The organism is Bacteriovorax sp. Seq25_V, assembly GCF_000447795.1.
Taxonomy (GTDB): domain Bacteria; phylum Bdellovibrionota; class Bacteriovoracia; order Bacteriovoracales; family Bacteriovoracaceae; genus Halobacteriovorax_A.
Genome location: NZ_AUNI01000011.1, coordinates 74,356 through 87,668, shown reverse-complemented (window position 1 = coordinate 87,668; position 13,313 = coordinate 74,356). Strand labels below are relative to the sequence as shown.

The 13,313-nt window shown below is 35.0% G+C and carries 13 protein-coding genes and 1 tRNA gene; 4 read left to right on the top strand and 10 right to left on the bottom strand.

The window, feature by feature from the left end; translation table 11 throughout:
- Window positions 1–33: 33 nt before the first annotated feature.
- The gene (locus M900_RS05460; protein WP_034731513.1) at window positions 34–975 is read right to left on the bottom strand and encodes a hypothetical protein; all 942 of its coding nucleotides are present in this window, start codon (window positions 973–975) and stop codon (window positions 34–36) included.
- A gap of 154 nt (window positions 976–1,129) precedes the next feature.
- Here M900_RS05460 and M900_RS05455 point away from each other — a divergent pair, with 154 nt between their 5' ends.
- Both M900_RS05455 and M900_RS05450 read left to right on the top strand, forming a co-directional pair.
- Window positions 1,130–1,705 carry a superoxide dismutase gene (locus M900_RS05455; RefSeq protein WP_021273927.1) on the top strand — a complete coding sequence of 192 codons (576 nt, stop codon included), beginning with the start codon at window positions 1,130–1,132 and terminating at the stop codon, window positions 1,703–1,705.
- A 106-nt stretch (window positions 1,706–1,811) separates the two neighbouring features.
- Complete coding sequence (locus tag M900_RS05450) at window positions 1,812–2,192, top strand: hypothetical protein (RefSeq protein ID WP_021273784.1); 381 nt, start codon at window positions 1,812–1,814, stop codon at window positions 2,190–2,192.
- On the opposite strand, the gene M900_RS05445 is transcribed toward M900_RS05450, so the two are convergent.
- The 4 genes from M900_RS05445 to M900_RS16990 form a co-directional block, all read right to left on the bottom strand.
- Window positions 2,182–2,739 (bottom strand): hypothetical protein, encoded by a 558-nt coding sequence (locus M900_RS05445; RefSeq protein ID WP_021273822.1) that lies wholly within the window; start codon window positions 2,737–2,739, stop codon window positions 2,182–2,184. The genes M900_RS05450 and M900_RS05445 overlap by 11 nt on opposite strands.
- Entirely contained in the window at window positions 2,712–3,311 is a 600-nt protein-coding gene (pdxH, locus tag M900_RS05440; protein WP_021273868.1) for a pyridoxamine 5'-phosphate oxidase, read from the bottom strand. Before pdxH ends, M900_RS05445 begins: the two co-directional genes overlap by 28 nt.
- Before the next feature lie 53 nt (window positions 3,312–3,364).
- Window positions 3,365–5,260 carry a hypothetical protein gene (locus M900_RS05435; RefSeq protein WP_021273904.1) on the bottom strand — a complete coding sequence of 632 codons (1,896 nt, stop codon included), beginning with the start codon at window positions 5,258–5,260 and terminating at the stop codon, window positions 3,365–3,367.
- Between the two features lie 65 nt (window positions 5,261–5,325).
- A complete protein-coding gene (locus M900_RS16990; protein WP_021273847.1) occupies window positions 5,326–6,270 on the bottom strand; it encodes a LysR family transcriptional regulator in 945 nt (314 codons plus the stop codon).
- A 99-nt stretch (window positions 6,271–6,369) separates the two neighbouring features.
- Between M900_RS16990 and M900_RS17670 the strand changes: the two genes are divergently transcribed.
- Window positions 6,370–6,924 carry a pentapeptide repeat-containing protein gene (locus tag M900_RS17670; protein ID WP_021273788.1) on the top strand — a complete coding sequence of 185 codons (555 nt, stop codon included), beginning with the start codon at window positions 6,370–6,372 and terminating at the stop codon, window positions 6,922–6,924.
- Window positions 6,925–6,942: 18 nt separating this feature from the next.
- Here M900_RS17670 and M900_RS05420 read toward each other — a convergent pair whose 3' ends face one another.
- Together M900_RS05420 and M900_RS05415 are read right to left on the bottom strand one after the other, a co-directional pair.
- Window positions 6,943–8,271 carry a response regulator gene (locus M900_RS05420; protein WP_021273862.1) on the bottom strand — a complete coding sequence of 443 codons (1,329 nt, stop codon included), beginning with the start codon at window positions 8,269–8,271 and terminating at the stop codon, window positions 6,943–6,945.
- A 64-nt stretch (window positions 8,272–8,335) separates the two neighbouring features.
- The gene (locus M900_RS05415; RefSeq protein ID WP_021273808.1) at window positions 8,336–9,262 is read right to left on the bottom strand and encodes a hypothetical protein; all 927 of its coding nucleotides are present in this window, start codon (window positions 9,260–9,262) and stop codon (window positions 8,336–8,338) included.
- 75 nt (window positions 9,263–9,337) lie between these two features.
- Between M900_RS05415 and M900_RS05410 the strand changes: the two genes are divergently transcribed.
- The gene (locus M900_RS05410) at window positions 9,338–11,617 is read left to right on the top strand and encodes an RND family transporter (protein ID WP_021273795.1); all 2,280 of its coding nucleotides are present in this window, start codon (window positions 9,338–9,340) and stop codon (window positions 11,615–11,617) included.
- Here the strand turns inward: M900_RS05410 and M900_RS05405 are convergent.
- From M900_RS05405 to M900_RS05395, 3 genes are all read right to left on the bottom strand, one after another.
- Window positions 11,607–12,059, bottom strand: coding sequence for a hypothetical protein (locus M900_RS05405; protein ID WP_157680556.1), 453 nt, complete (start codon window positions 12,057–12,059; stop codon window positions 11,607–11,609). The genes M900_RS05410 and M900_RS05405 overlap by 11 nt on opposite strands.
- Window positions 12,060–12,233: 174 nt before the next feature.
- A tRNA-Arg gene (locus tag M900_RS05400) sits at window positions 12,234–12,310 on the bottom strand.
- Between the two features lie 30 nt (window positions 12,311–12,340).
- A complete protein-coding gene (locus tag M900_RS05395) occupies window positions 12,341–13,312 on the bottom strand; it encodes a DUF368 domain-containing protein (RefSeq protein ID WP_021273876.1) in 972 nt (323 codons plus the stop codon).
- Window position 13,313: the final 1 nt, after the last annotated feature.

Sequence of the window (13,313 nt, the reverse complement as noted above, 5' to 3'; positions counted from 1 at the left end):
TTGTGCGATTAGACAATTGTTGGATTTATCGGGTTAAAGGTCAATATTTGCGCATCGAGTAATAATATTGTTTTTCATCTTATTAAATGATTTCTCTTCTGACGCAGGCATACGACCTGAAGTGCCAGAATAATATGACAACCTTTTGAGATCGTTTTCACATACCTTAGTCATGATTGTTTTGTATTCCTCAATAATGGCCATTGGATATGGGCTCCCCCAAGCGGAAGAGATAAGTAGACCTTCATCACTAGAAATATGCTTAGATTTTGTAACATCGAGATTTAAGTCTTTAGCGAACTTCATATAACGATCATAGAAGTTTCCAAGTTTATAAAACTCCTTAGTTGCCAAAGACCTAGAAAACTTATCTTCAACGTCAAGAATAGAAGAACATTGAGAAGACATTGAAGACTTACCAAAAATAGTTCTCCCTACTTCACACTCAACAAGGAAGGCATCAACTTCTCCACCTTTTGATTCAATCGTCTCCTCAATAAAGCCAGAAAGAGAGAAATTCTCTTTATAAGGGTTGAAAGGCTCTTTATAGGCAAAATGTGTCAATTCGTGGACAAGATCTAAAACAGCATTTTTAACGTCATGCTTCTTATCTAGATATATTTTACTTTTTGATTGATAGGATACTGCAAAAGGATCCGTTGCAGAGAACTTTCGGATTAATGTTGTGTCAGTAACAGAAACATCACCGCTTTGTATAAAGTCGTGAATGGTATTACCTGACAATTTACTTTTCTCAACGGCCTTTGCTAGAACTGCGCGACCTGACTTTGTCGATTTAATGATTTCTAATAGCTGAGTAATTGAATCACGTTCTGATTTTCCTAGTTTCAACCATGACTTTTTTGAAATGCTTTCTGAACTAGATGTAATCACACCACCTCGGTCACGCCAACCAGCAAAAACAAATTTTGTTAAAAAGAAAACTGAAAATGTCAAAATTAATGCTCTACTCATGACTCTTCTTGTCGTCCAGATGAGTCAATACTTTACAAAATAATGCTATAGGAAAACTTGACTAGCAAATTTGGTTTAATCGCATTTGCAAGCTGATAGATATCAGTTTATTATGGCTGCAGAGTTATAATATTTCGTATACAAGGAGAAAATAATGGAACACAAATTACCTGAACTACCATGGTCAAAAGATGCGCTAATGCCACACATCTCACCAGAAACAATTGATTACCACTACGGAAAACACCACAATGCATATGTTACAAACTTAAATGGCCTAATCAAAGGAACAGAGTTTGAAAACCTTTCATTAGAAGAAATCATCATGAAATCAAATGGTGGTCTATTTAATAATGCTGCTCAAGTTTGGAACCACACTTTTTATTGGAACTGTTTAGCTCCAAATGCTGGTGGAGATGCTACTGGTGCCGTTGCTGACAAAATCAATGCTAAATGGGGATCATTTGAAAAATTCAAAGAAGAATTCACAAAGTCTGCTGCGACTAACTTTGGTTCAGGTTGGACTTGGTTAGTAAAAACAGCAAGTGGAGATCTTGAAATCGTTAACACTTCAAATGCTGCAACTCCAATGACAGATGGAAAAACTGCTCTTCTTACAGTAGATGTTTGGGAACACGCTTACTATGTAGATTATAGAAATGCTCGTCCAAATTATCTGACAGCTTTCTGGTCACTTGTTAACTGGAACTTTGTTAACTCGAATCTATAATTTTTCAATACTTGGCCCTCTTCTTTCATGAAAGAAGAGGGTTTTTTTTTGCTAAAGCTCCTCCCTCATTTATCCGATAAGCAGACTAAGAAGTTAGGAGTTATCTATGAAAACTAAATTATTACTATCAATCATTTTAATCAGTTCAAGTGTATTTGCCTTAGAAGGTCTTCAAAACGTTGCAAAAATCAATGCAGTCGCGAAAGATCAAGCAATGGCGAGAAAATTTGAAAGTAGACTAGCTTATGAAATGGATATGAATAAACTCGCAAATAAAAAGATTCAAACTCTATTGCAAGATAATGATAAACTCGCTTCAGACTACAGAGCGGCAATCACGCAAAATCAGTTTTTAAAACTACAAAATAATGCACTTATCGAAACGATTAAAAAGAATGGGAATTTTACACAAGAGCTTGCTGAAAAATATCAGCCAAGTACTAATAGAATGCCCGCTAGCGTGCAAGACAATAAATCTAAAAAGTAAGTACTCGATACGCGAGGGCCAAGTCCACGGCCAAAAGCCCAAAATTCTGGTCCCCGCGATAATAGTTTAGATCTAGCCTACCAATCACATTAGTAAAAACTTCCCCAAAGACTCCTCCTCCAACGTAATAACTCATATAATGCTTATCAGGCAATCCATTGATAAATTTATTTGAATTAATCGCTTTATAACTTGAGTCTACGTTTTGATAGTTGGTTCCAATATTAAATGAAATGAAAGGCATTACTTCTAATCGTAGGCCCATTGTGAGAAGAAGTGAGTGTATCTCGATATCAAACTTATCTCCATTACTCTCATACTCCTTCTTCATCTTTAAGTTTTTAATTTGAGAGTCAATTGAAAGACGACCAAACTGAGCTCCAAATACAATTCCAGGATCCCAATGATAAGCGCCATTGTAAATATCATCTTCAGCAACAACACCAGAAAAGCTATAACTTAGTCCAGAGTAAAAACTTCCTGCATTCGTAATAAGACAAAATAACGATAAGAGTAAAACTAAGGATAAAGTCGATTTTCTAACCACTGGCCACTCTCTTTTTTAAACTGAAATCTATCGTTCAATCGAAATTCACCATAAACAAAGAAAGTCACTTCACACGGTTCGACAAGATACCCTCCCCAATTTTCTGGGTAAGGAACACCTGTTTCTTTATACTCTTTTAAACCATTTTTATAAAGACTCACCAGTTCTTCTCGTGAATCAACAACTTCTGATTGTTTTGAGATGAAGCTTGCCACCTGGCTTTCAAAAGGGCGTGATTGAAAATAATTCTTTGATATTTCTTGATCTACTTTCTTTATTCTTCCTTTGATGCGGACTTGACGACCACAACGGTGCCAATAAAAGGTCATTGAAACATTTTCATTCGCTTCAATCTCCTTACCTTTTAAAGAATTATAATTTGTAAAAAAAGTTAATCCATCTTGAGTTATATCTTTAACAAGAAGAGTTCGAGAGTTAGGATAACCATCAAGACCAATAGTCGAAAGCGTGAAGGCCGTCGGATTTTCTTCCTTCTCTTTGGCCTCTTCAAACCATGAAATTAAATTCGTTAACGGATTATCACTTTGTAAATACTTTTTATAGTCACTCATAGATTATAGAGTGCCATAAAAAGATGAAGCTTACAACAAATCAAATACTGATTTTAATTTCTTTGTACCATGATTCTCATATCATTTGATGGAGCGTAGAATTCCTTATTTATTTGCAGAATCTGCTTAAAAACCTCAGAAAATTCTAACACACCAAGTGTATAGTTCACTGGAGCGAGATCATTTCCCATCAGCTCAAAATCAAAATATACATACTCTTCCCAGTACTTTTGAGGGAGAAGAGTTAGTAAGAGTTTAATTCCATATCTTTTAAAGAGGAATGAATCTGGAAGTTGTAAAAGTTTTTCAACTCTCTTTTGAGCCGTTAAATTTGGTTCCGTTAAAACCTCATGTACTGCTTTAGTAAAGCCTGCGATGGAAATAGAATCGAGCCCCAAGAAATTTCTTGCGACCTTAATAGTCTTTGAAATTACGGAGCCTATCTTCGTCTTTTTAAATACTATTCGGTGCCTAACAAGTTTCTTCATTATACGATGAACATCTTCATAGCTTGTATTTTGTAATTGATTAAATGCTTCTTCCTTAAAGACAAAGTTAATACGAAGACGTGTATTGAGTTTTGTCGTTGGTGACTCATACTGAGAAAGATCTAACTTTCTCACTAGTTTTGACGGTAGGAAGTCATAAATTTCTTGTTTAACAAATCTCCATTCGTTCTTTGTTAAAAAATCATCATCACGCCAGTGTGTTAAACCTACATCAGAGAAGCGATTATCCTCAAAGGCTCTGTTTAGAGGAACAAGACCATAGTAACTGGTTTCGATCTCATCTTTTCTCTTGGTTACTAAAAGATTTAACTCTTCGTCATAGAAGTGAATTCGATTAGGAAAGAAATAAGATTGAATTTCTCCAAGATCATCTTCAATTGTTATATTGTTCTTAAAATATGCTTTCCCCGTGTTAATTTTACTAACAAGTAAATTAATCTTGGAACCATTCTTCTTTAGTTTAAACTTGTTAAAACCTTTAAAAATTCTCTTTACTCCATGCTCTCCATCGTAATGTAATTTTTCAGCAAGAGAAAAGTCTGATATTAGCTTATTTTCAAAATACTCAATACCTGAATACTTTGTAATGAGGTCCCTCAAATCAAGTCTCTTTCTTGGAGAAATAATTTCATCAAAGGCCTTTGCCGCATCAGCCTTAGAGAGGTCAAAAAGGTAATCAAGGATATACTGTTCTCCGTGACTTTTTTGCGCAAAAACTTCAATGAGATCGACAGCTAGAACCTTATCAATTCTATCATCGATAAATGCAATCCCTGTTAAATTAAAATCTGATTCAGTCTCAATTCTTCCTTCTATTGTTTGCTCTGTTTGTGCGACTAACTTTAAACGAACTTCTGTTTGACTCACTTTGAAAATATTAATTGTAAACTTTCCGCTCATCAGGGCCGAGATATTCGCAGTGAGAGTATAAGGAGCAACAACTAAACCAGCGCCAGTTCCTGTATTCACACTAAGGGTTGCTGGGTAACTAAAAAAGTCACCAACATTTAAACGCTCAAGAGTTGATTTACTATCATAAGGGATTTTATTAATAGAATAAGGTAATGCTGTTAGAGCTTCTTTCTGAGAGTCAAAATTTCTAATGAAGTATACACTTGAATCCTTTGCGATATTTAGGCGAAAGGGTGACAAATCATCGAGTATATCCCCGACCCTAATTTCATTCTTAATTATCCATTGATCTAAGCGAAGATATTTATTGGGAAAGAACGAAGGTTCCATTTTGTATTCATAAGTAATCTTACTTGAAACACCAGGAACAATACTGCCATCATAAAGATCAATACCTGTTGAAACTTTTAAGTTCTTAAGCTCTTTGATAATTCGAGTAGAGATATCTTTATAGATAAAATTATTTTCGAGATTAAGTGATAGCGCACTACTTGCGATCATTATTGTAATAATAAATCTGTATAACATTTGACTTTCCATGTCAGGGTGAAAGTAAAATGATACACAGCTGGTAATACTTGAGCAATATTATTTTAATTGAGTCTCTCTGCGTGAGTTTTCCAGTTGGCAGATAAAAATTGCGTCACAAGATGACTAGAACCAAGCGGATTACCATTCTTAAGTGTAATAAGCTCCTTCAGCTTTCTTATGAAGAGAAGCTGTTCGTCTCTTCTCTTAAAGAGAACATAAATTGGAAAGCTTAGCTTCTTTTGCAGTGTGATCTTTGAGAGACCCTCTAGTCCTTCTTCCTTTAAACTGGGTGCCATCAAGACGACCTTGCCAGTGCGACATAATTGGATAAGAAATTCTGGATGATCTGAATTTAACTCTTCCTTAATATAAATCCCTTCTTCAAGTAAGAGATTTTTTATATTCTTTGCATCATTTTCATTAGTACCAAACTTGGCCAGAGGAAGATCTCCGATTAGCGAGTGTGGATCTAAATTGTCACGAAGCAGATCAGAGCTGCAGTAGAAATTATACTCCAAATCAAAGATCTTCACTGAAGTAAAGCGATCATCATTAAGTGAAGTCGAACTAATAAGCCAGTCCACAACAGAGTGTTCTAGAAAGTATAATGATTGAGAAAGATTTTTCGAACGTCTTGTTTCAACGACCCCAAAATCTGCGTACGTAGACCAGTATTCTTCCAGAAATGAGTATACACTTGATGTCTCAAGGTGGTTTTCGACACCTACTTTGACACTATAACCAGCTGTATCGTTGTGAGATACCGAATCGATGAGACGTTTACCTTTTTCGAAAATGTCTTTTGCATAACTATAAACCTCTTCGCCCTCATCTGTTAAAATTAGTTCACGGCCAATGCGATCAAATAATCTAACATCAAGAGATTCTTCAAGTTTTTTGATTTGTTCAGATAAAGTAGAAGATGCATTCCCTAAGGACTTAGCGGCTTTTTTAAGCGAGTGACGCCTTGCGACTTCATAAAAACAATAGAGATGATTCCAATTCATAAGTATCTTTTAGTTCGGTTTTTCCGAATTTGCAAACATTTGACTTACAAAAACTTGATAAAATGTATAACATATTTTTGTTTAAAACAGGAAGAACTTATGAACATTGAAAATCAAAACTTTACTGCAATTCGTCAAAAAGATGAGACGAATATCGACTTACAAAACAACACAAGATTGAGACTAATCAGCGCTTCTAACCTTTCTGATTCATCATTTGATAATTCAAAATTAAACAGAATTCTGATTAAAAACTCAAATCTTTCAAGCTCGAACTTTAGAAAGTGTAATATTCGTCATGCAAATTTCAAGAACTCAAACTTTACGAGTGCCGACTTTACATGGTCAAACATGCATAATGATAGCTTTCTACGATCAAATCTAAGCGATGCAAGTTTAGAGTTCGTTAATCTCAATGAAACTTCTTTTGAAGGTTGTCTTCTAAAGAGATCGAATATGAGATACGGAAAGCTTAAGGGTGCAAAATTCACAAACTCAGATTTGAGAGGTGCGGACTTTTCAAATGCAGATATTTCAACAACGAAGTTTGAAAACTGCAAGCTTAAAGGTGCAAAATTTAACATCAATACTAAACTACCATTTAGGAAAGATGTTGCCCTTAAACTTGGCATGAATTTTATCGGTCTACAGTAAATCTATAAAACGCTGGCCCTATCCTATTAGGGCCGCTTTTTTCATTAGCGTCACAAATTCCAAATAATATTTCTGGCTGTGTCCCTGATTAAATCCCCTATCTTGAAGATAGTTCATGAGATGGTGAGCATTATCTCGGTCTAAATTCTGGTAATACAAAAAGTCAGCAATATTTAAACAGAGATTAAATACTAAACTTAAACCAGACAACCCATTCTCATTTACTCCACGAGGAAAACCACCCCCAGAAGGAAACTCATGATGATCTCGAATTATATTTAGTGTGTCAGATGATATAAATGGGTAACTTGAAAGAACTTCTGTTGCAACAATAGTATGATCTTTTACTTTTTTCAGGCTTCCAGATCTATTCAAATTCACATCAAGGAACATGATATGACTGAATTCTTCAGGAATGAAAACATCATGAAGCAGTGACGCATTGATAAGTTTTGCAATAATTGCTTCCTGCCCTAGTCCTGTTTTCGAAGCTATAGCAAAACAAATTTTCGCCATTGTTATAGAATGAGAAATTCGATATCCCTTAGTTTTTAGTAGTGCTTCAATTTTAGGCTTGAGAGTATCTTGCCTCATAAAATAATCTAAAGCGGCTTCTGTCGTTGTGGTGATTAACAATTCGTTCTGTTCAGTAAGCTCTAAAAACTCTAGAGAACTCGACATAACCTCTATTGAGTAACCACAAAGATCTACAACCTTTGAACTCTCCTTCTTCTCCATCATTTCTTTTACTTGGTTCCCGATAATTCCTTTTAAGAAATTTGTAAGTTGATGCTTTTCACAATAGAAGCTCTCACTACTTTTTTGACGATAACGCTGAAGTTCATCTTTTGATGAATCACCTTCTTTTTTAATTTTCACAAACTTACGATCACTAATTTTCAAAAATATATCAAGATCTGTTGAATCGTAAGTCATAAGAAGAAAATCAGAAATATGACAATAACCTAAATGCTTATTCCCATTATCCACAATTCTAGAAATACTTGTAACGAGATCATCTATATCAAGTGGCTTGTGAATGTACGTATTCAAAGCATTGGTCTCAAAAAAGTCAACAACATCATGGTAATCTTCAAGGTATCCACCACTTACAAAAACAAAAGGGAGGTTGGAGTTTTTCTTATTATAATTAAATAAGACAGCTCCATTACCATCGGGCATTGAGTAGTCTGAAATAATCAAATCAAATTTAGTTTCATCACAGAGAGCAATTGCCTCATTTCCAGAAGACGCAGTCTTGATATTACAATCAAATTCCGATTGCACAAGAGTCTTTAGAATTTCGACGATTTCTACCTCGTCATCAACCAATAAAATATTAAGCATGATTATAATTCCTCGCTGTTCACTTATTTTGACATAAATAAAACTGAGGTATAGTAAAGAAAGGTTAAAAAGAACCTATAAATACCTGAAACTGAATAAAATAGCTGAAATGTGATTTAAAGTTCTGCGACCTTGGATACTCCACCCTTGGGCCAGTCGTCATGAGTATCCAACTCGGTTTTAGCCTCATATTATAGACAATTGAGCTTGAATAGCTATCAATAATCCACGTGCTCTCATTAGATTTCAATGCATTAGCCTTAATATCATAACTTATATTCGAATTATCGCTAAGTGTGTAATAAAGCTCAGGTCCATGAGAGTAATTAATATCACCTGACTTCGAGGCCCAAGTACCAGTATTAGAAAGTCTGAATAATAAATTTTTGCTAATCTGCGTATCATTTTCAAGAGTAAGGGTATCTCCCAACCCAGAGCGCCCAAACCAGTAGACACTATTGATAAGACGGGTCACATTTCGACGACCACCAATTTCAAATTTTTGTTCGTTACGAATAAAAACATCTGGTGATAAGTCCACGTCCACCCCAACCTGAGTTGTAAGCTTCCAGTCCATGAAAAAATAATGCGATTCTTCCGGAGTATTATTAATTTGTTCTTTAAGATTATCTCCAGGTACACCTGTTTCAACACGTCCCTCTTTTTTTACTTTAAATTTTAGAAGTTCCTCAAGATGAGGAAGATTGAGACGTGCTTTTAATTCAGTCGAAGACTTTAGATACTGCCCCTCTTGTAATGATGTTGTATTGAGTATTGTTATCCTAGTTCTATTCTTTTTATCGGTTCTCGTGTATCGCCCAAAAAATGAATCAATATATTCAGCAAAACTTACAACCTGACGAGACAAGTAATCATGGGTTGTTTCAACAGTGTCCTTTTCAAATAAAGAGTCGTCTACGACCTCAGCACTTACACGGTTACTAAAAACAAGTAAGAAAAAAAATAACGAAGTTAAACATTTACGATACATTCTACTATTATATTTTCTTTTTTTTGTATTTGTCTGCATATATTGAAGAAGATAAGATAATTTAAAGGACTTTATATGGAAAAAATTGAGAATGTTGCACAAAAACTTTCTTCTAATATTGTTAGGAAAAGTAAACTTTATATTTCTCTGAGCCTTATTGCTTTTATCCTTCTTACTTCAGGAATTTTTTTAATTAAATCTAATTTCTCTGTGAAAGTTTGGTTGAACAAGAACGACCATCGTATCAATGATCTCAATCTTCATGAGAAGACTTTTGGTAGCTCTGACACCATGGATGTGATTATCTATAATGATCGAGGTATTTTTAATCCCCATACAATTTCTACTATTCAGGAAATTTCCGAAGAGATGTGGAAGGTAAAAGATATCGTGAGAGTTGAATCTCTTACAAATTATAATTGGATTGAAAGTATAGATGATGATATCTCAATTACTCCTTTTATCGCAGAGGACGATATACTCACGGAAGAATTTCTTAACAAAAAGAAAAACCAAGCCTTAGGTGACAAACACCTCGTTAACAATTTAATTTCCCCCTCAGGAAAACTTGCCTATATTAGGTCATTCCTCCAAGTAACAAATGGAACACCTCCATACGAAGAAATTGTCACCCAAGTAGAGTCACTTATTAAAAAATATAATCATGATGAAATTCACATTCAGTTAAGTGGAATAACCTTTATTAATGAATCGCTGAAAAGAGCCTCCGATCGCGATATGGTTGTAGTATTTCCACTCGTGTTTATTGCCCTAGTAATTATTCTCTTCGCATTCTTTAGAAATCTATTTGGTGTTATCTCCCCTTTTGTGATTATTCTACTTACTATCGCTTCGACATTTGGGGTTGAAGGTTTTCTTGGGATTGAATTTAACAATATCCTTGCGGCAGTTCCAGCAGTCTTAATTGCGATTGGCCTTGCCGACTCAGTTCATATTCTAATTAGCTATCGTCATGGAACGACCTATGAGGGATTAACAAATGAAGATGCAGCAACAAGGGCGTTGTCAAAGAACTTTATTCCAACCATTTTAACAACAATTACGACATCGATCGGCTTTCTCAGTCTTCTTACAGCTGATATTAGACCAATCCATGATCTTGGAATGCTATCAGGAATTGGATGTATTTTCGCATGGTTTTTCACTTATTTTCTTCTTGGTGCATTTTTAAAGTATATTAACTTTCCTCAAAGAAAGGCAAAAGAAGACCTGCACTTTATTGAACATATTGGTAATTTCTCGCATAAGTATCGACTACTTATTGTCATAACATTTCCACTTTTGGCTCTATTTATGGCCTATCTTGGTAGTAAGAATATAATCAATGCTGATCCTGTTGAGTATTTCTCTGAGTCTACTCCAATCAAAAAGACATTTAATCTAGTTGAACGTGAATTTGGTGCCTCTCGTGCAATTGAACTCGTTTTCGACAGTGGGATTCCAGAAGGGATTAAGGATGTTGAGTTTCTAAAAAAATCAGAATTAATGATTAATTGGATTGAGCAACTTCCAGAGGTTAAAAGAGTTACTTCTATTGAAACTATTTTAAAAAAGATGAATCAAACTCTTCACGGTGATGATCCTAATTTTTATAAAATCCCAGAGACTCGTCGTGAAGTTGCAGATCAACTATTCCTCTACACACTTGGACTTCCAAGTGGCATGGATTTAAAAAATCAGATTTCAATTGATAACAGAAAATTTAGAGTCCTCGTCCTTTGGCATGTGAACGACACTATGACCGCGATTGAAAAATCAGAAATCATTCTAGCAAAGGCGAAAGAAATTGGACTAAATGTTTACGAAGGTGGTCAATCACCAATCTACAATAGAGTAAATGATCTTGTTGTTAATACGTTTTTTTACTCAATGGGACTCACTCTTCCACTAATCTTTCTCATTATGTTTCTAACTTTTAAAGATTTAAAACTAGCGATTTTATCTCTTATTCCTAATGTTTTTCCTTTAATGGTAGCAAGTGGGATTATGTACCTAAACGGTGATGAAATTAATATTGGAAATGTTATTGTTTTTGCAGTCTGCCTCGGAATTGCTGTTGATGACACGATCCATTTTATCGCAAATTATAAGATTAAAATCCTCAAAGGTCATTCAACTGATCAAGCACTAAAAGAAACTTTGATTCAAACCGGGAAGGCCTTAATACTAACAACAGTATTACTCTTCTTTGGCTTTGGCCTTTTTGCTTTCGGAGATTTTGTTCCAAATCAGAAGTTTGGAATTTACTGTGCAATGATACTGATTCTAGCGCTCATTTCTGATGTAATTTTGTTACCAGCAATTCTTTATTACATCTATCGAACTAAGAAGTAACCGCACGACTTAGGATTACTCTTAGAGTTGTTTGAATTTGTTCTTCATCGGCAGTTAGCTTATAGTCTCTGGCAAGACTCTCTAAAATTCTCACTGCTTCCTCCTCCCCAACAATTGATGGAATTATATTTTTTTCAGTCAGGTGATGAATGATAAAAACTTCTAACTCTCCTAATGATTTATCTACGAAGAGATATTCTTTCAAGTAATCTAACTCTCCCCTAATCTCACTGATACTTGAGTGGTATACGTTTGCAAACACAATAAGGATATTAAATGGTACAGAAGCCCATGAAGATAGAAAGTTTACTAAATAATAAAGAGAAACGATTGGATAAAAGAACCCTGACCTCTCATACCATTTGAAGTCGTGCATAAGTCCTATCTTCTTCATATTGAGCAGATAAACTTTTCTATTCTTCTTATTCTTTATACTAATCATCAAGATAATTAATACTAAGTTAAAGATGAGTCCATAAATATAGAACATTAAGATTGACTTAGGCATCACGTAGGATAGTAACTAAAAAGAAACCAAACTCAAAATCAAGATTTATTAACCCTTAAATTGAACGCGATCACAATAAAATGTAATAAGCATGGAAAGAAGAATATATGGCGCAGCCTGGAGGACTCGAACCCCCGACATTCAGATCCGAAGTCTGACGTTCTATCCAACTGAACTAAGGCTGCATTTATAAAATTTTAAAATCTGATTCATCATTATTCAATGACTTTATTAGCTTTTTTCTCTAAACCAATAACGACTAGAAACCCAATAACCAATAAAGTAAAAGCAATGACATTTTCCATATCCATAGATGCTGGAACAATGTTGATTTCTCTAAGAACCTTTACCTTCCCTCTGATCTCAACAGACTCTAGAACTTCCTTCCAAGGCCATACTTTTTTCATCGAGCCTATTAAGACTCCCGTCAAGAATGCCATTGTCACTTGACGGTACTCCCTCATAAAGAAGTTTAAGATCTTTGAGAACCCAAGAAGTCCAGTCACCGTTCCCATTGAAAAAACAAGAATAACAGCAAGCGCTCCATCAGCAAAAGGATTCTTAAGCATCCCAGTGATATACTCATATTTTCCTAGGATCAAAAGAAGAAATGAGCCAGATAGCCCCGGAAGAATCATCGCAGTAATTCCGATAATTCCACAAAGGTAAATAAACCAGAAGTTCTCAGGTGTCTCAACAGGAATGAGGCTAACCATTATATACGCAAAAACTGTTCCCACAATAATAGCGAACATCATTTTTGGAGAAAAGGCTTTATCAAGTTGCTTCCAAATAATGAAAATTGATGCACAAATAAGTCCAAAGAATGTCGCCCAAGTTGGAATTGGGTGTTCATTCATTAGATAGTGCATTAATCTGGCAAGAGTCAACATTGCGGATAATATTCCAAAAAGGACTGGAATAATAAATCTTAAATGAATTACGGAAAGAGCACTTTTAAAATCTAATTTTAATAGATGTGTAAAGAACTCCTTATTGATGCTAGCAATCGAGTCTAAGAAGAGAGAATAGATTCCAGTGATGAAAGCAATGGTCCCGCCAGAGACTCCTGGAATAAGGTCAGCGATCCCCATTAAGAATCCTTTCATATAAAGAATAATGAATTCGCTACGAGTTTTTGGTCCCGGCCCTTCGTGCCAAGCATCTCTCCATGATGTTACTTTCATA

Coding starts and splice junctions, on each gene's coding strand:
- M900_RS05415 (WP_021273808.1), bottom strand. CDS start 9,262: ATGTATCGTAAATGTTTAACTTCGTTATTTTTTTTCTTACTTGTTTTT.
- M900_RS16990 (WP_021273847.1), bottom strand. CDS start 6,270: ATGAATTGGAATCATCTCTATTGTTTTTATGAAGTCGCAAGGCGTCAC.
- M900_RS05455 (WP_021273927.1), top strand. CDS start 1,130: ATGGAACACAAATTACCTGAACTACCATGGTCAAAAGATGCGCTAATG.
- M900_RS05405 (WP_157680556.1), bottom strand. CDS start 12,059: ATGATTAGTATAAAGAATAAGAAGAATAGAAAAGTTTATCTGCTCAAT.
- pdxH (WP_021273868.1), bottom strand. CDS start 3,311: ATGAGTGACTATAAAAAGTATTTACAAAGTGATAATCCGTTAACGAAT.
- M900_RS05395 (WP_021273876.1), bottom strand. CDS start 13,312: ATGAAAGTAACATCATGGAGAGATGCTTGGCACGAAGGGCCGGGACCA.
- M900_RS05460 (WP_034731513.1), bottom strand. CDS start 975: ATGAGTAGAGCATTAATTTTGACATTTTCAGTTTTCTTTTTAACAAAA.
- M900_RS05420 (WP_021273862.1), bottom strand. CDS start 8,271: ATGCTTAATATTTTATTGGTTGATGACGAGGTAGAAATCGTCGAAATT.
- M900_RS05410 (WP_021273795.1), top strand. CDS start 9,338: ATGGAAAAAATTGAGAATGTTGCACAAAAACTTTCTTCTAATATTGTT.
- M900_RS05450 (WP_021273784.1), top strand. CDS start 1,812: ATGAAAACTAAATTATTACTATCAATCATTTTAATCAGTTCAAGTGTA.
- M900_RS05435 (WP_021273904.1), bottom strand. CDS start 5,260: ATGTTATACAGATTTATTATTACAATAATGATCGCAAGTAGTGCGCTA.
- M900_RS17670 (WP_021273788.1), top strand. CDS start 6,370: ATGAACATTGAAAATCAAAACTTTACTGCAATTCGTCAAAAAGATGAG.